Here is a 16,486-nt window from a genome sequence, read left to right as displayed (position 1 = left end):
GATGAGCGCCGCCGTTCAGGCCGGGCTGCTCGGCTTCGTGCGGGGCTGGGTTGCGTTCCCACGGAGCGACCGGCGCCCGACGAACCGGCGGGCCGTCGAGTCGGTCGTTTGGTCGAGGGCGATGAGCCGATATGTCATCGTCGCTCATCATGCCTCCTGTACCAGCCGGGATGTCCGCACCCCCATCGGTGCGGTGAGCCGCGACTCGCCGCAACGGTCCGCCGTGGTCGGCGAACATTCTGTCCATGGCCCCCCTCCGGATCCAACCGGCCCGGGGACACTGTGATTGTCCTCCACCGTGCCACACGACACCCCGGTACCCCACATCGACGCAGGTAGCAGGCGTTCACGTGGCCCCGGCGAAGCGGGACCGGTCACCGTGTCTCCTGCAGCCGCTCCTGCTCGCGCTCTTGTTCCTGCGCGCGCAGAACGCGCAGGCGCGCTCGCCGGTACCGGTTGACCCGCCGCCTGGTCCCCGGATCGAAGCCCTCGTCGGCCGGATCGGGCTGCCCGCGGAACCGGCGCCACAAACGGCGACCGGCCAGCAGGAGCAGCAGGAGTGCGGCGCATCCGGTAATTATCGCCAACGCCTTGCCGTAGGCATTCGAACGCACCGAGACCTGGGTGGGATTGCCGAGCGCGACGCCTTCCGGCGTCGCGAGCGAGATCGGAATGACCAGGTTCCGGCTGTCACTGACCTCCGTCGGGATCTGGAACGATCGGGACCCGTTCGCCGGGAGCTGTTGTTCGCCGGGGTCGGTGATCTCCGTCTCGGCCGGCGCCTCGATCCGGAATTTGACCCGGATCGCCACCGGCAGGTCGTTGCGCGCGACCAGCAGCAGAGGGCTCTGCTCGGATGCGAGCGTGTACACACCGCCGGGCGGAAGCACGGTGACGGAGCGATAGAGCTTGTCCATCGTGCGCGTGTTCTGGTCAAGCCGCCGCTGGGCGAACGTGTCCGGCGGCGCGGCGTCGCCCGCGCGCCGATCCGAGAGGCTGAGCACGCGCAGCAGGTCGTCACGCAGCGGCGTCAGGAAATCGTGGGGGGTCGGTTCGGCCTCCGGCACGTCCACCAGCGCGCGCATCATCTCGGTGATCCGACGGCTCTGCTCCCGCACGGGCGGCAGGAACCGGTCCGGCACCGCGTCCTGCGCCGCCTGGGACAGATAGTCCAGCTCGTAGGGCTGCGGGTCCGGTGGCAGCGCCACCAGATCGTGGAAGGGACGGGCGGTGGCCAGGTTGCCGCGCAGCAGCTGGTCGACTTGGCGCAGCAGTGCGGTCGCCTCGTCCCGGTTCGCACCCCACTGCTGCGGCGGGACGAGCAACAGCGAACGTGACCGGTTCGCTCCTGGGTGCAGCGCGCTCCAGGAGATCGCTCCGAGAGCATCCTGCAAGCGTGCTGCCCGCGAGTCGTTGGTGACGTCGTAGCGCACCCGGGACGGGGTGAACGGCGGGGTGGGCGGATTCGAGCCCACCGCGGCGAGCGCCGTCGCCGACCAGATGTCGAACGTCACCGCGTGCAGGGCGGGGTCGGCAGCGGGTGCGGGTGAACTCGCGACGGGTGGCGCCGGAGTACCCGTGGCCTGGGGTGCGGGCGCCGGTATGGCCGGCTGGCTCGCGGTGATCTCGGGCAGCCGCACCACTTCCGGGGTCGTCGGCTCCGCGGTGGTGGCGACCTCGTTCGCGCTGGTCGTGGCCTGGCCGCTTTCGCTGCTCGACTGCGCCCAGTCCACGCTGCCCTGCGCAACAGCCGCCGTCGAGGCGAGTACAGCGGTGCCGAAACCGTGACTGCGCAACAGGATGCCCGCGCCCTGGTCGACACTGCCGGAATCCGGCAGGCTGACCCCGCGCACCGACCGGGTGGACAGGATCGAGTCGATGATCTCGGCCGGTTCGTTGATCGCGCGCGCCGACAGCGCCGGATCGTTGACCGCGGCCAGCGCGGTGAGATCGACCTGCGCGAACGGCAGCGCGACGGTGCACATCGAGCCGGCCAGCGCACGCAACCGGTCCAGCCAGGTCTGCGCCTGTTCGGCGCCCGCGCCCGCTCTGGTCGCGCCGTCGGGATCGGAGGGGCTGGCCAGCACCCGATAACCCTTGGTCATCGCGCGTACGGTCAGCAGCAGGTCGGGGTCGACGGCCAGGCACACGGCCGAGGCCAGATCGGCGTTGCCGCGGCCCGCGCCCGGGTTCAACGTCCCCTCCAGCGCGGCCAGCAGCTGATCGAGACGACCGCCCTTGCCGAGCGAAGCGGCCAATTCGTCGTCGGTGAGTTCCACCTTGCCGTCCACGCTGCCCGGACGACCCCCGACCTGCCTCGGCCGATCGGCCAGCGGCCACAGCAGCGTCGTCGCCACGGGAGCATCGGTGGGCGCGGGCACCGACGGAGCCTCATCACCGGGGGCGGGCGGCACGCCGAGCACCGGGAGCAGGAACCTGGCGTCGTCGAGCCTGGCCTGCGTGCCGTAAGCCGGTTCGCCGTTGACGTTCAGCAGCAGCGGGTAGACGCCCGGTTCCGTGATGCGCAACGACGTGGCGCCGCTCTCCGAGCGCAACGGGATGCTCAGCGTGAATTGCTTGCGCTGGCCGGGATTCAGCCGCTGCGCGATGTCCTCGAAGTCGCCGTTCACATCGTAATTGACCTCGTCGAGGCGCAACGTGGCGCGCAACCCGGCCGGCGCGGTGATCGCCGCCGCCCGCTGGAGGCGGATGCTGACGTCGTCCACCACGCGGTCGCCGATATTGGTGACCGTGCCCGCGACCGTGAGCTGCGAGTCGCTGCTGGTGGTCACTGTGGTCGGCGTCACCGAATCGAGGGACAGCTTCAAGAATTTGGGATTCGTCGAAGTGCCGGATCCTACGGGTTGCGCCACGGACGACGCGGAATCGAGCAGTGGCAGCGTCGTCACCGGGCCGAGGATGGTCAGGACCGCTACGAAGATCCGGAACAGTCCACGCGTCATCGCTTGCCGGTCTCCATCCGGTCGATCAGCTTGTTCGCCATCTCCGCCAGCCGCCGCTCATCGGCGTAGGCCAGCCGAGAATCCAGTTCACTCAACGGGACCCAGGCGACCTGGGTCACTTCCACGTCGGCGTCGGACAGTTCACCACCGACCGAACGCAGCAGATAATGATGCACCGTTTTGTGTACCCGCCGACCGTCGGTCACGAACCAGTAATCGATGCTGCCGAGTTCGGCGACCACGACACCGTTGATGCCGGTCTCCTCGGCGACCTCGCGGATCGCGGTCTGCTCGGCGGTCTCACCTTCTTCGATATGTCCTTTGGGCAGCGACCACAGTAACCGCCCGCGGCGATCGGTGCGTCCGATGAGCGCCGCGCTCCGTGATTCCCGAGGGCCGTCCAGGCCGTCGACGACCAGCCCACCCGCCGAGGTTTCCCGCACCGTGCGCATCCGCGGCTTCGCGGCATTGGCGGCCGAACCGCGGCGCCGAGGCTGGCGGCGTCGACTGTTCGCGCGATCGGCCGGAGACACCTGGCAATCCTACTGTGTTTGTTTTCCAGCGCCTGCGGCGCTGGGTGTTCGCGGCCCCCTGGTGGCTCGCGTCAGAGCGACCACCGCTGGCGACTTCGTCGCGGACGCGGCGGTCGCTCGGACGTGAGCCGGGCCGCGAACGGCGCATGCTCGGTCGCGTTTCGCTCGGAACACGTGGTCGGGGTGAGCTGGGTGCGCGGGTGTGCGAGGTCGCGATATCGGGGTATCGGCGCACAGTGGCGGACAGTGCGTCGGCCGTTACGCGCAGTCCGCCTGGCGGCCGGCGTGCTCTGGGCCTCGAGGTTGCGAGCGATATCCGGGGATCTGGTGGCTGCTGGTCGGTACGGGTGGTGCGCGCTGTGCGGACCTCGCTGGCTGGGCTCATGTCGCTGTCCTTATATATCTGGACTGCTGCGGGGGCCTGGGCTGCGATAACCGTTGTCCCGGCTCGGTAAGCTGCTCATTCGTGGTTTCGCCGAAGTCCAAGGACGCTGCGCTGGATAGACGTACCCGATTGCTGGCCGCCGCGGCGGTGACGCTCGGGGGGCTGGCGGATGTGCTGACGCCGCTCGGTGAGATGTTCGCGGCGCGCGGGCACGAGCTGTACCTGGTCGGCGGGAGCGTGCGGGACGCGGTGCTCGGCCGGTTGGGGACCGATCTGGACTTCACCACCGACGCGCGGCCGGAGGTGGTGCAGGACATCCTGCGCGGGTGGGCCGACCATCTGTGGGACACCGGCGGCCTGGCGTTCGGCACGGTCAGCGCGGCCAAGGACGGCCAGCAGCTGGAGATCACCACGTTCCGCGCGGACAGCTACGACCGGGTGTCCCGCAATCCGCAGGTGACCTTCGGCGACACGCTCGACGGAGACCTGGTGCGCCGCGACTTCACCGTGAACGCGATGGCCGTGAAGATCGGCGCCGACGGTGCGCTGGAGTTCATCGATCCGCTCGACGGTATGACCGCCCTGCTCGACGGCGTGCTGGACACCCCTGCCGCGCCGGAGGATTCGTTCAACGACGATCCGTTGCGGATGCTGCGCGCCGCGCGGTTCGTCTCGCAGTTGGGGTTCGAGCCGCATCCGCGGGTGCGGACCGCGATCTCCGCGATGGCCGACCAGATCGACCGCATCACCGCCGAGCGGGTGCGGGTGGAACTGGACAAGTTGATCGGAGGCGCGCACCCGATCGACGGCATCAACGTCATGTGCGAGACCGGGCTGGCGCAGCGGGTGTTGCCCGAGGTGCCCGCGATGAAACTGGAGATCGACGAGCACCACCAGCACAAGGACGTCTACTGGCATTCGCTCACCGTGCTCGAGCAGGCCATCGACCAGGAGGAAGGCGACCCCGACCTGGTGTTGCGCTGGGCCGCGCTGCTACACGACATCGGCAAGCCCGACACCAAGCGCAACGAGCCGGGCGGCGGCGTCAGCTTCCACCACCACGAGGTGGTCGGCGCGAAGATGGTGCGCAAGCGGATGCGGGCGCTGAAGTACCCGAAGCAGTTCACCGAGGACGTCGCCCGGCTGGTGTTCCTGCACCTGCGCTTCCACGGCTACGGCAAAGGCCAGTGGACCGACTCGGCGGTCCGCCGCTACGTCACCGACGCCGCTGACCTGCTCCCCCGTCTCCACAAACTCGTCCGCGCCGACTGCACCACGCGCAACAAGCGCCGGGCCGCCGCGCTGCGCGCCACCTACGACGAACTCGAGGTGCGGATCGAGCGGTTGCGCGAGCAGGAGGATCTGGCCAAGGTCCGCCCCGATCTGGACGGCAACGCGATCATGGAGCTGCTCGGCCTGCCCCCGGGGCCCGAGGTCGGGCGGGCATGGCGCCACCTGAAGGAACTGCGTTTGGACCACGGCCCGCTCACCCGGGACGAAGCCGAGGCAGCGCTGCTCGAATGGTGGAAGACGCAGAGCTGATCGGGTCAGAAGACGATCAGGGTGGTGCCGGCCAGGATCGCCGAGCGCATCTGGGCGAGATCGAACGACCCGGCGATGTCCGGCAGTTCGACGCGGAAACGGATCAGGTCGCCCTCCCGCACGGCGCGCACGATCCGCGCGTTTTTGGGCAGGTGCTCGAGCGGCACGGCGGGAACGTCGATCATGCGTCGCGGAATGCGGACGCCGAACCAGGTCACCCGGCGGACGGCGATATCCAGCCGGTTGTCTGTGACGGACGCCTCCACCAGGGCGGTGACCAGCCGGCGTCGGTGCCTGGCGCGGATCAGTCCGCTCGGGTGCACGTCCAGGTCCCAGTCCAGCGGCTGGGTGTTGAGCCACCCGACCAGCGCCGCCGTGGTGACGGTGCCGATCAGATCGAGCCGGGCGGAGCGCACCTTGGTCGGTACGCCCGGGATCAAGCGGACGCCGTGGGCGATCACGGTCACGGCCTCGATCGGGTGATCGTCCCAGCGCAATCGCGACAGCACCGTCTTGGTCTGGAAGTGCGCGCCGCGGCGGCGCACCTTCAGCACCTGCAAGGTGGCGTGCAGGTCGTGGCCGAGCAGGGTCGCGCTGACCTCCTGTCCCCCGAACCGGCTCAGGATGCCCTCGCTGAGCATGGTCATCAGAACGTCCGGCAGCAGCGCCGTGACGGTGCCCGCGCCGAGGTCGGCGACCGGATCCATCCACGCCGTGCTGAGCGCGACCCATTGCTCCAGCCAGGATTGATCGAACAGGCGTTTGCCGAGATCGACGGCCCGCAGCGGCGACCAGGACTTCGGATCGAAATACGTGGCCATGATTGGATCGAGCGTACTTGGCGCGGGCGCCCGAGCTCGCGCGCTGTGACCCAGGTCGCGCGGACCGGACGTCCTTGCCCAGGGGAACGCCCGGGCAGGAGAATCGGAAGGCCTGTCACACACTGCTGGGAGGACGCACATGGCGCTGGATCTGAACAGTGACCTCGGCGAGGGATTCGGGCCGTGGACGATGGGCGACGACGCCGCCATGCTCGACATCGTCACGAGTGCGAACATCGCTTGCGGATTCCATGCCGGCGACCCTTCGATCATGCGCAGGACCTGCGCTCTCGCGGTGGCGAAAGGGGTGCGGATCGGCGCCCACGTCGGGTATCGCGATCTGGCCGGTTTCGGTAGGCGAGAGATCGCCGTGGCGCCGGCCGCACTGCGTGACGAGGTGCTGTATCAGATCGGCGGCCTGGACGCTTTCGCGAAGGCCGCCGGGGATCGCGTGCGCTACGTGAAACCGCATGGCGCGCTGTACCACTCGGCCGCGCGCGATCGCAGCCTGGCCGACGCGGTGCTGGCCGCGATGGTGGAGTACGACCCGCGGCTGGCGATGCTCGGCCCGGCCGGCACCGAGCTGGAGGCGGCCGCGGAGGCCACCGGAGTACGGTTCTTCGGGGAAGGCTTCGCCGACCGTGCCTACACGCCGGACGGATCGCTGGCTCCGCGTGGCACGCCCGGAGCGGTATTGGGGCCGCGGGAGGCGGTCGCCCAGGCGATTTCGATCGCGAAGTCCGGGGCCACGCGGACGCCCGACGGCTCAGGGGAGGTTGCCGTGCGTGCCGCCAGCATCTGTGTGCACGGTGATTCCCCGGCGGCGGTGGAGATGGCCCGGCACATCCGCACCGCGCTGGATGAAGTCGGCGTGCCGGTGGAGCCGTTCGGCTGAGGTCGGGTCATGCGGGCAAAGGACGCGGTGACGCGCGCGCAGCGGCGAGCGGCCGAGCAGGCGATCCGCGCGGCGGGCGATCGGGCGCTGTTGATCACCCCGCAGCGGCGGGACATGGTCGCGGAACTCGTAGCGGCGCTGCGGGCTCGCCCGGTCCCCGGCGTGCAGGACCTGCTGCCCGCTGCGGAAACGGTACTCCTGACGCTCGATTCTCCCGGTGACGCGGAAGCGGTCCGCCGGGCGCTGACGACGCTGCTGGTCGCACTGCACGCGGAGCGGCCTGTTTCCCGTGGAACATTGCCCGACAGCGCCTTCCGAGCCGATCCGGTGTCGATCCCGGTGCGCTACGACGGCGCCGACCTCGACGAGGTGGCCCGGATGCTGGAGGTCACGCCCGCGGAGGTGATCGCCGCGCACACCGGCACCGTGTGGCGATGTGCCTTCGTCGGTTTCGCGCCGGGCTTCGGCTACCTGGAATCGCCCGACGGCCGGTTGTCGGTTCCGCGCAGAGCGCAGGCGCGCACGTCGATTCCGGCGGGCGCGGTCGCGCTCGCCGGTGGATACAGCGCCGTGTACCCGCGCAGCACACCCGGTGGATGGCAGCTGATCGGCACCACCGACCTCAGGATGTGGGATGCGGAGCGCGACCCGCCCGCGCTGATCCGCGCGGGCGCCACGGTGCGATTCATCGATGCGGGTGACGGTCGATGATCGTCGTGGAAAAGGTCGGACCCCTCGCCACCATCCAGGATCTCGGACGGCCCGGGTGGTTCGATTCCGGTGTCGGCGCCGCGGGGGCAGCGGACCGCGGGTCGCTGCGGCTGGCCAATCGCCTGGTCGGCAACCCGGAGGGACATGCGGCCGTCGAAGTGCTGCTCGGAGGACTCGCGCTGCGCGTGGAGGAACACGTCATGCTGGCGGTCACGGGCGCGCCGGCGCCCGTGACCGTGGACGGCAGACCGGTGGGTCACGCGAGCGTGCTGGAACTCGAACCCGGGCAGACGCTCCGGCTCGGCTACGCGTCCGTCGGGCTGCGCAGTTACGTCGCGGTGCGCGGCGGCATCGATGTGCCGGAGACGCTCGGCTCCCGCAGCCGCGACACCATGTCGGGCCTGGGGCCGGAGCCTTTGGTGAAGGGTGATCGCCTGCCGGTCGGGCCTTCTCCGCGAACGATCCCGGTCGTGGATGTCGCCCCGGTCGCGGAGCTGCCCGCCGGCGTCGTCACCGTGCGGGCCGTGCCCGGACCGCGCGACGACTGGTTCACCGACGCCGCTGCCCTGTTCGTGGGCGAGTGGGAGGTTTCCGCCGACACCGACCGGGTCGGCGCCCGATTGGCCCGCCGCACCGGCCCGCCTTTGTCGCGCAAGGTCACTCGCGAACTGCCGACCGAAGGCATGGCCCTCGGCTCCATCCAGGTGCCGCCGAGCGGACAGCCGGTTGTGTTCCTCGCCGATCACCCCGTCACGGGTGGCTATCCGGTGATCGGGGTGGTGGTGGACGCGGACGTCGACGCGATCGCGCAGACTCGGCCCGGTCAGCCGGTGCGGTTCGTGCGTGCGGGCTGACCCTGGTTCGCGCTCGGCTCCAGCCGGGCGTGCATGAGGTACACGTTGTAGGTGTCCCACGCCGAGAGCATGAAGTACAGGTCGTCGCCGGTCGACCACGGATGGATGAATCCGCCGTAGGACTTCGGGTAGTCGGCGGTGGACACCAGTGGGACCGCGTCCGTCCACGCGCCTTGCGGGCTCGCCGCAGTGCGCAACACGATCGCGCCGCGCGCCGAATCGAGGTAGACCATCTGCCACTGCCCGGTCTCCCGGTCGTAGCGCACCGACAGTTCGCTGGCCATGCCGAGCACCAACGGGGTGGCCTGGTTCTCGGCGGCGGGCGCCCAGGCGCCGCCCACCCAATACTGGTAGGCGGACTTGTTGAGGATCTCGTTCTGGGGCACACGGGCCAGTGCGATCGTGCCGATGCGCCCGTTGGGTGTGCCGAACATGTAGACGTAGCCGCCCTGTGGCACCATCGCCGCGACCTGGAACTTGCCGAGACCGAACAGGTTCTCCCACTTGGCATGCTGGTCTTTGCGCCAGGTACGCCCGTGGTCGTCGGAATAGGCGATTCCGCCGTAGTTCGTCCACCACAGGCCGGGGATGCGGCTCCACCTGTTCACCGACATGTAGCTGAGGTACTGCCGGTTTCCGACGGCGAACCCGGAGGTCGGGATGGTGGTGGTCTCCCAGTTCTTGATCTTGCGGCTGCCCAGGATCTCCGCGGCGTGGCAGCGGCTGTCCTGGGCGAAGGTGTCCAGCGTCAGACCGTCGGACAGCTCGCGGTCGGTGCTGAAACCGATGACATTGCTGCGCCAGTCCTGGTCGTCGTTGCCCGCGCCTCCGACGCCCCAGCCTTCGCCGAAGGTGTCGCCGAAGACGACGGCGACCTCACCAGGCGCCGTCTCCCACATCAACCCGAGATCGGTGCCGTCGACCTGCCAGCGCATGTCGGTGCGGTTCTCCGAGCCGTGCCCGGTCACCTGTCCGACCAGCCGGACCGACTCGACGACGGGCGCGGCCACCGGGGCGGTGAGCGGTCCCGGTTCGGCCGGATGCACCACCTGCGGTGGGGCGGGCTGCGGCTCCTCGCCTTGGCCGCCGGGCACCGGAACGGGAATCGGCTCGACCTCCGGCTTGAACTCGACGCGCGGAAGTTTCACGGGCGCACCGGAACCCGAACCGCTACCCGAGCCGGAGCCGGAAGCGCTGCCCGAGGCCGAGCCGGAGGAGCCGGTCCCCTCATCCGCGCCGGTCTCGGGCGTCGGGCTGGGATCCGGATCGGGCTCGGGGTGCTCGGGATAGTCCCTGATGTCCGGGCATGGGTTGTCGCACGGATTCTCGGGCAGCGGATCTGGAACGATCCGTGTGTTGTCCTGCGGCGGGTCGGGCACCGGAACGGGGGTGAGTTCCGGGATCGGGACGGGGATGTCGATCTGCGGCGGCAGCGGGGGCGGAGGCGGTTGCGCGGGATCGGGCTCGCGATTCAGCGGATCGAACCCGACTTCACCGCAGCTGTTCACCGGCGGCGGCGCCCACGGAAGCGGTGCGGCCTGCGCGGCGGGCATCGGCACGGTGAGGGCGGCGACGAGCAGTGCGCCGAACAGGGCCGGTGCACGAGGTGAGGTGATCGCGGAGGTGCGCATCAGGTCGGCCCGGCCGCGGTCGTCAAGCGATCGGATGCACGGTGGCGGATCGAGTTTCACACGCGCCCAGCAGTTCTCGTACCACATCGGGGTTGTGCACCGGAAAACCCATGTCGTATCGACTCCTGTCGGTCGGCCGCTGACAGGCCAACTTACCGGAACAACGGCCGCGATCGGGGGACGGCGAATCGAAAAAGCCCGCGTGATGGAACCGCCGCCGCACCGCGTGCGTCCAAGGACGTATGGACGAGATCGAGTACGTGTTCGGTACCGGTGACGGCTCCGTGCACGTCTGGACCAGCGAGGCCGACCTGGAACTCGGCGGCACGGGCGCGGCCGACGCGGTGCGGCTGGACTTCGACGGGGACGGTATCGCCGACGACGCGCTATGGGATCCGGCCGGTTCGGGCCGGGCCGGCGTCGCGGCGCTGGATCTCGACGACGACGGTGTGCTCGACCATTTCTTCACCGATCCCACCGACCTCGGCACATGGAACCACGAGATCACCGGTCTGCCCGCGGATGTCGCGAGCGAGCCGCTGGACTGGATCGTGCGCACGGACGCGGACGCGCCGGATCGACTGCTCGGCGACTCGCGACTACCGGATTCGCAGGCGGGATACGAGCACGCGGACGCCGGCGCGCTGCCCGAGCATCTCGCGGACTGGCTCTACCGTGCCCGGCGTGACGCCGGCGACGATTTGTTCCTCAATTGACCGCGCGGCGGCGCGTGTTCACCGCAATGGCCGCGATGCCCGTGGCGTAGACGCCGGCGCCGGTCAGCACCACGACCGCGGATCGGCCGTCGTCCGGGATGATCGCCGCCGCGGCCGCGATCGCCAGCACGAACGTGATGTTGAAAACGGTGTCCTGCAGAGCGAACACCTGGCCGCGGCGAGCGTCGTCGATATCGATCTGCATGGTGGCGTCACCGGTCAGCTTGATCGTCTGTCCGGCCAGACCCAGCAGGAACGCACCCGCCAAGAGCAGTTCGTGCGCACGCTGCACCGCGGCTCCCGCGTCGGCGAACGCGATCGGCGTCACCAGGGTCAGTTGCACCAGCATGGCGGTGACCAGCCCGGCGACGACGGTGCGTGCCCGCCCGAGCCGGGGAATGAGCAGCGGCGCGACGACGGCGGCCACCAGCATGCCCCCGGCGGTGGCGCCGATCGCGACGCCGAAACCGACCAGGCCGCCACTGAGTCCGGTGCCGTCCACCGGGGTCTGGCGCAGAACCAGCACCATGATCAGCGTATTCACCCCGAAGACGATCCGATGGGTACCGATGCCCAGCATCGCCGTCGTGACCGCCCGTGACTCCCACACCGCCATGGCGCCGGTACGCAGACCGGTGGCGATCGCGTGGACCGTGTTCTCGCCCTTCGCCGCATCCGGCGCCGGGCCCAGCACGTGCCGCGGGAACCCCGCCGCCAGCGCCGCGCCGAGCAGCGACCCGGCGCCACTGATCGCGACCGCGACCGCCGACGCGAAGTCGCCCGCTCCGATCAGGCCGATCACGCCCACCGCGATGGCCGCGCCCGCGCCCGCGCACCCGGAGGCGACCGTGGCCAGCACCGAGTTCATCGGCACCAGCCATGTCTGCGCCAGCACCCGTGGCAGCGCGGCCGAGACGCCCGCCAGGACGAATCTGCTGACACCCACCACCGCCAAGGCCAGCAACAGCAGCGGCGTCTCGCCGACTCCGGCGAGCAGCCCTACGCTGACCAGCGCGATCAGCGCGGCGCGCAGTACGTTGGCCGCCAGCAGCACGGCGCGCCGGTCCCAGCGATCCAGCAGTGCGCCCGCATAGGGGCCGATCAGCGAATACGGCAGCAGCAGCACCGCGAATCCCGCGGCGATGGCCAGCGGATCGGTCTGCCGCTCGGGGTTGAACAGAATCGCGCCCGACAGCGCCGCCTGGAACATCCCGTCGCCGAACTGCCCGGCGAAACGCACCACCGCCAGTCGCGCCACGCCTGGGCTTCGCCGAAGTGTGGCGAGCAGTCCTTCCGGCCGTTGCTCCGCGGGAGTGAGGCCTTCGGCGTGACCAGTCGACACGTCCGCGAGACTACTGTGTGCGCCGACGCCGTCGCACGCTCGCGCGTCGGCAGGGCCGGCGGATCAGACCCGGTCGACCAGCGCGCTCACCGTCGCCCGCATATCCGGCGCCATCGGCAGTTCGTCGAGTGCGCTCGCGTCGATCCAGGCGAACGCGTCGTGCTCCCCCGGGGCGAGGGCGACATCGCCCGGTTCGGCCTCCGCGACGAAGCTGTATTTCCGCACTTTCGCCTTCGTCCGCGTGGCGTAATCGAATCCACCGAGGAAGTCGATGACCGCGCGCAGCCGCAGTCCCGTTTCCTCCAGCAATTCGCGCGCGACGCACTCGGCGAATGATTCCCCCGATTCGACCCCCCCGCCGGGCAGTTCGTACATGCCGCCGTGATAGTCGTCGGCGACCCGGCGCACCACCAGAAGCCGACCCTCGCGGAACACCGCGACGCCGATCACGAAATGCGCGATGCCGTCGACGCGCGCTTCGCTGCGGAGTTGCTGCTCCAGCCGAGCGAGGTCATCGGGGTCCAGCACGTCATTACCTCCGGTTGGCGTTGGGGCGCTGGGCAATCGGGGTCGGGCCGCGATATCCGACGAGGTGGCCCGACGTTTCGACGTACCGGTTGGTTCTGCTCGCCTCCCGTTCACCTTCCGGTCGCTCGCGTAAAATGCCGAGTGCGGCACAATTTACTAGGAATGCGGAGTACCGCGGCGGAAGAACTCCTACCCTGAATGGCGATCGGTGCACGGTCCCGAGAGGAGGACCATGATGTCCACACTCACGACACCACACATCGATGTCCACCGTGGCGGCGACCGCATGAAGACGCGGGTCTCCTGGCTGGATTCGAAGCATTCGTTCTCCTTCGGGGAACATTACGATCCCGACAACACCCACCACGGCCTGCTGCTGGTCAACAACGAAGACGTCGTCTCCCCCGGCCAGGGTTTCGACACCCACCCGCATCGCGACATGGAGATCGTCACCTGGGTGCTCGGCGGCAGTCTGGTACACCAGGATTCTCTGGGCCACAGCGGCGTCATCTATCCCGGGCTGGCCCAGCGCATGAGCGCGGGCACCGGCATCCTGCACTCGGAGAAGAACGACTCGTGGCGCCTGGACGGGCACCTCCCCGAACACGAGGAGCCCGTGCATTTCGTGCAGATGTGGGTGGTGCCCGACGAGCCGGGGCTGACCCCGGGCTACGAACAGCTGGAGATCGACGACGAACTCGCGGGCGGAGGTCTGGTCACGGTCGCCTCGGGGCTGCCCCGCTACCGTGATCGGACCGCCATCGCCATCAACAGCAGCCATTCGGCGCTGCACGTGGCGCGCATGGCGAGCGCGGAGCCGGGCGCCGAGCAGGCCGTCGACCTGCCCGATGCCCCGTACCTGCACTTGTTCGTGGCGCGCGGTGAGGTGGACATGGAGGGAGTCGGGCCGCTCTACGAGGGCGACGCTGTGCGTTTGACCAGGTCGGGCGGCCAACGTGTGGTGGCGCGGCAGCCTTCGGAGATCCTGGTGTGGGAGATGCATGCTCGGCTGGGCGCCCAGTAGCCGGTTCGTATTAACAAACGTCCGTTGGGCGGGCGATCAGTAGGCGACGCCGCGCACCCTCGGACCACCTCGTCCGGACCGAGCAACGCGAGGCACCGACGGAGAGGAAGTCCATGTCGCAATATCCGCCCCCGCCGCCCGGCCAGTATCCGCCGCCGGGTCAGTATCCCCCGCCGCCCGGCGGCCAATACCCAGGCCAGCCGACCTATTGGCAGGAATCGCCGAAGGGCAGGGGCCTGGCGATCACGGCGCTGGTGCTCGGCATCCTCGCGTTGCTGTTCTTCTGGACGATCATCGGCGGCTATGTCTGCGGCATCTTCGCCGTCATCCTCGGCATCGTCGCGGTGTTCAAAGCCCGCGCGGGCACCGCGGGGGGCATGGGCATGGCGATCACCGGCGTCGTCCTCGGCGTGCTGGGCATCGTGGGAGCCGTCCTGCTCACCATCGTGGGCTACAACTTCTTCGTCGACTCGGGTGGCAAGGACTTCGTGGACTGCGTGAACAAAGCGGGCGACGACCAGGCCAAGATCGAGCAGTGCGAGCGCGACTGGAACGAGAAGCTGCAGGACAAATACAGCATCACGCTTACTCCGGCGCCCGCGCCGACGCCCCGCTAGCCGCCGCGCACGCCCGGGTCGTGGCGATCACCTCGGCGAATTCGCGCCGGAAGTCCCCGTCCGGCGCCACGACCCAGGTACGGTAGCCGCCGTGTTCGTCGGTGGGTGACGGCAGCACGATGTGGCTGCCGGGCAGGCCGATCGAGGCGCAGACCCGGAACAGGTCGGCGAACAGCCCGGTGTCCAGATACGAGTTGTCGGTGGGGCCGGTCAGGAAGGTCCAGCGATCCGCGCGCGGATGCGCGATGATCGGCCCCGGGCGAGGCTCCGGCCCGGAGGTCAAGCGCTCGCGTACCCGCCTGCCGACCTCGGCGGGCATCACGACCGCGCCGACCGAGCCGACCTCCAGCATGATGCGACCCAGGATCGGGTCTACGAGACCGTACAGGCCGTTGCTCTCGCGATAGCGACGGCAGCGAGCGAACGCGTCCTGGATCGAGGGGAAGTCCGTGGACGCGAGATGTCTGGCCGATTCGATGCGCGATGTACTCATGTCGAACAACCTCGCCTCGCTGTGGTGGACGCGTGCTCGGAAGAATCGATCGCTGCCTCGACCCTAGTCCTGGCCAAGTCGCTTGACAATAGTCACTCACAGCGGGCGCCGAGGTGGGCGTAGCATCCCCACCCATGGCGCCCGTCTCCCCCACCGTTGCCCGCTGGGAGCTGGTGCTTCGACTGCGTGAACTGCGCGAACAGCGCGGGTTCGACTCCGCGGGTTTCGCCCGGCGAGTGGGCTTCACCCCGGCCAACTGGTCGCACGTGGAGAAGGGCCGCCGAGTGCTCACCACCAAGACCATCGGCCCGGTGCTCGAACTGCTCGACGTGGAGACCGAGGAGCGCGCGGAGCTGCTGGCCTTGCTCGAGGCCAGCAAGCAGCGCGGCTGGTGGGCGAAATCCTCGGCGCTGATCGGCCCGGAGCTGCAGCGGCTCTACGGCATGGAATACGGCGCGCAGAGCATTCGCAGCTACGACAGCCTCGTCGTGCCGGGCCTGCTCCAGACCGAGGACTACGCGCGCGCGTTGATCAGCGCGGACGTGATGATCCGGCCGGTCCAGGTCGAGCAGCTGGTGGCGATCCGGATGCGGCGCCAGGAGCGGTTGCGCGGCGCGGAGCCGGTGGAGCTCACCGCGGTATTCGGCGAGGGCACGCTGCTGCAGCAGACCGGCGGCCCGGACGTGCTGCGCGGGCAGTTGACCTATCTGGCCGAGTTGATCGAGGAACTGGACACCGTGGAAGTGCGCGTCATTCCGTTCGCGGCCACCGCGGGCGCGGTGCTCGGCGGCTCCAGTTTTCACCTCATCGACTTCGCCGGCGAGCAACTGCCCACCTTCGGCTGGGTGGAGAGCGCGGTGTTCGGCGGGGCAGTGGAGGACCCGGATCTGGTCCGCGATCTGCGCTTCGCATACCTGCGCGCGGTAGAGCAATCCCTGTCACGAGCGGAGTCATTAGCCCTGATCAGGCGCTATTCCCGCGTGTAAAATCCTGCCCATGGCCACCACCGCACAGCCGGTACGCACCGGCTGGTTCACATCGACCAGATCGAACAACGGCAACCAATGCGTCGAGGTCAGGTTCGCTGGTGACGCGGTGCTCATCCGTGACAGCAAATTTCGCCGCAACCCGGCAAACCGCCCCGCCGAAGAGCCCGTCATCACCGTCACCGGAGCCGAATGGACCGCCTTCCTGGACGCGGTGCGCACCCGCGGGCGATCGAACGGCGAATTGAGCGCGCATCCCGCAGCCGACGGCCACATCGCACTGCGCCACGGCGGAACCACTCTCACCTACACCCCGGCGGAGTGGGACGCGTTCTTACTCGGCGCGCACGACGGCGAGTTCGATCGCGTCGTCTCGCCTGCCTGATCTCCCTGCTCGCTACCCCCGGGCCCGCCGCGCCCGGGGGCCGGTCGGCGCGCTTGTCGG

General features: G+C 69.4%; 16 protein-coding genes. 9 read left to right on the top strand and 7 right to left on the bottom strand.

Going from position 1 to position 16,486, the window contains the following annotated elements:
- Positions 1–374: 374 nt before the first annotated feature.
- Together NNI01S_RS02335 and NNI01S_RS02330 are read right to left on the bottom strand one after the other, a co-directional pair.
- Positions 375–2,963, bottom strand: coding sequence for a DUF6049 family protein (locus NNI01S_RS02335; RefSeq protein ID WP_063016990.1), 2,589 nt, complete (start codon positions 2,961–2,963; stop codon positions 375–377).
- Entirely contained in the window at positions 2,960–3,496 is a 537-nt protein-coding gene (locus NNI01S_RS02330; protein WP_043734587.1) for an NUDIX hydrolase, read from the bottom strand. Before NNI01S_RS02330 ends, NNI01S_RS02335 begins: the two co-directional genes overlap by 4 nt.
- A 466-nt stretch (positions 3,497–3,962) precedes the next feature.
- Between NNI01S_RS02330 and NNI01S_RS02325 the strand changes: the two genes are divergently transcribed.
- Complete coding sequence (locus NNI01S_RS02325; RefSeq protein WP_063016988.1) at positions 3,963–5,423, top strand: CCA tRNA nucleotidyltransferase; 1,461 nt, start codon at positions 3,963–3,965, stop codon at positions 5,421–5,423.
- 5 nt (positions 5,424–5,428) lie between these two features.
- Here NNI01S_RS02325 and NNI01S_RS02320 read toward each other — a convergent pair whose 3' ends face one another.
- Entirely contained in the window at positions 5,429–6,244 is an 816-nt protein-coding gene (locus tag NNI01S_RS02320) for a hypothetical protein (RefSeq protein ID WP_063016986.1), read from the bottom strand.
- Between the two features lie 139 nt (positions 6,245–6,383).
- Here NNI01S_RS02320 and NNI01S_RS02315 point away from each other — a divergent pair, with 139 nt between their 5' ends.
- Genes NNI01S_RS02315 through NNI01S_RS02305 form a run of 3 tightly spaced genes read left to right on the top strand, consistent with a single transcriptional unit; the run spans position 6,384 to position 8,704 of the window.
- Positions 6,384–7,139, top strand: coding sequence for a LamB/YcsF family protein (locus NNI01S_RS02315; protein ID WP_157114556.1), 756 nt, complete (start codon positions 6,384–6,386; stop codon positions 7,137–7,139).
- 9 nt (positions 7,140–7,148) lie between these two features.
- On the top strand, positions 7,149–7,850 hold the full coding sequence (locus NNI01S_RS02310) for a 5-oxoprolinase subunit B family protein (protein WP_084488374.1): 702 nt from the start codon (positions 7,149–7,151) through the stop codon (positions 7,848–7,850).
- Positions 7,847–8,704, top strand: a complete 858-nt coding sequence (locus NNI01S_RS02305; RefSeq protein WP_063016984.1) for a 5-oxoprolinase subunit C family protein — start codon at positions 7,847–7,849, stop codon at positions 8,702–8,704. The genes NNI01S_RS02310 and NNI01S_RS02305 overlap by 4 nt, the downstream gene beginning before the upstream one ends.
- On the opposite strand, the gene NNI01S_RS02300 is transcribed toward NNI01S_RS02305, so the two are convergent.
- On the bottom strand, positions 8,674–10,335 hold the full coding sequence (locus NNI01S_RS02300) for a glycoside hydrolase family 183 protein (RefSeq protein WP_063017115.1): 1,662 nt from the start codon (positions 10,333–10,335) through the stop codon (positions 8,674–8,676). The genes NNI01S_RS02305 and NNI01S_RS02300 overlap by 31 nt on opposite strands.
- 242 nt (positions 10,336–10,577) lie before the next feature.
- On the opposite strand from NNI01S_RS02300, the gene NNI01S_RS02295 reads away from it, so the two are divergent.
- The gene (locus NNI01S_RS02295; protein ID WP_063016982.1) at positions 10,578–11,051 is read left to right on the top strand and encodes a hypothetical protein; all 474 of its coding nucleotides are present in this window, start codon (positions 10,578–10,580) and stop codon (positions 11,049–11,051) included.
- Here the strand turns inward: NNI01S_RS02295 and NNI01S_RS02290 are convergent.
- A complete protein-coding gene (locus NNI01S_RS02290; RefSeq protein WP_063017113.1) occupies positions 11,044–12,339 on the bottom strand; it encodes an MFS transporter in 1,296 nt (431 codons plus the stop codon). The genes NNI01S_RS02295 and NNI01S_RS02290 overlap by 8 nt on opposite strands.
- Positions 12,340–12,456: 117 nt before the next feature.
- Positions 12,457–12,921, bottom strand: a complete 465-nt coding sequence (locus NNI01S_RS02285) for an NUDIX hydrolase (RefSeq protein WP_245675945.1) — start codon at positions 12,919–12,921, stop codon at positions 12,457–12,459.
- A 235-nt stretch (positions 12,922–13,156) separates the two neighbouring features.
- Here NNI01S_RS02285 and NNI01S_RS02280 point away from each other — a divergent pair, with 235 nt between their 5' ends.
- Both NNI01S_RS02280 and NNI01S_RS02275 read left to right on the top strand, forming a co-directional pair.
- Positions 13,157–13,945, top strand: a complete 789-nt coding sequence (locus NNI01S_RS02280) for a pirin family protein (RefSeq protein WP_063017109.1) — start codon at positions 13,157–13,159, stop codon at positions 13,943–13,945.
- Positions 13,946–14,058: 113 nt separating this feature from the next.
- A complete protein-coding gene (locus NNI01S_RS02275) occupies positions 14,059–14,562 on the top strand; it encodes a DUF4190 domain-containing protein (protein ID WP_063016980.1) in 504 nt (167 codons plus the stop codon).
- On the opposite strand, the gene NNI01S_RS02270 is transcribed toward NNI01S_RS02275, so the two are convergent.
- Positions 14,531–15,055 carry a hypothetical protein gene (locus tag NNI01S_RS02270; RefSeq protein ID WP_063016978.1) on the bottom strand — a complete coding sequence of 175 codons (525 nt, stop codon included), beginning with the start codon at positions 15,053–15,055 and terminating at the stop codon, positions 14,531–14,533. The two genes, NNI01S_RS02275 and NNI01S_RS02270, sit on opposite strands and share 32 nt — an antisense overlap.
- Positions 15,056–15,189: 134 nt before the next feature.
- Between NNI01S_RS02270 and NNI01S_RS02265 the strand changes: the two genes are divergently transcribed.
- Together NNI01S_RS02265 and NNI01S_RS02260 are read left to right on the top strand one after the other, a co-directional pair.
- Positions 15,190–16,041, top strand: coding sequence for a helix-turn-helix domain-containing protein (locus NNI01S_RS02265; protein ID WP_063016976.1), 852 nt, complete (start codon positions 15,190–15,192; stop codon positions 16,039–16,041).
- A gap of 10 nt (positions 16,042–16,051) precedes the next feature.
- Positions 16,052–16,426, top strand: a complete 375-nt coding sequence (locus NNI01S_RS02260) for a DUF397 domain-containing protein (RefSeq protein WP_063016975.1) — start codon at positions 16,052–16,054, stop codon at positions 16,424–16,426.
- Positions 16,427–16,486 lie beyond the last annotated feature (60 nt).

The sequence above is a fragment of the Nocardia niwae NBRC 108934 = DSM 45340 genome, assembly GCF_001613465.1.
Classification (GTDB): Bacteria; Actinomycetota; Actinomycetes; order Mycobacteriales; family Mycobacteriaceae; genus Nocardia; species Nocardia niwae.
The sequence above is the reverse complement of the archived record's forward strand: the minus strand, read 5'-3'. Positions and strand labels throughout refer to the sequence as shown.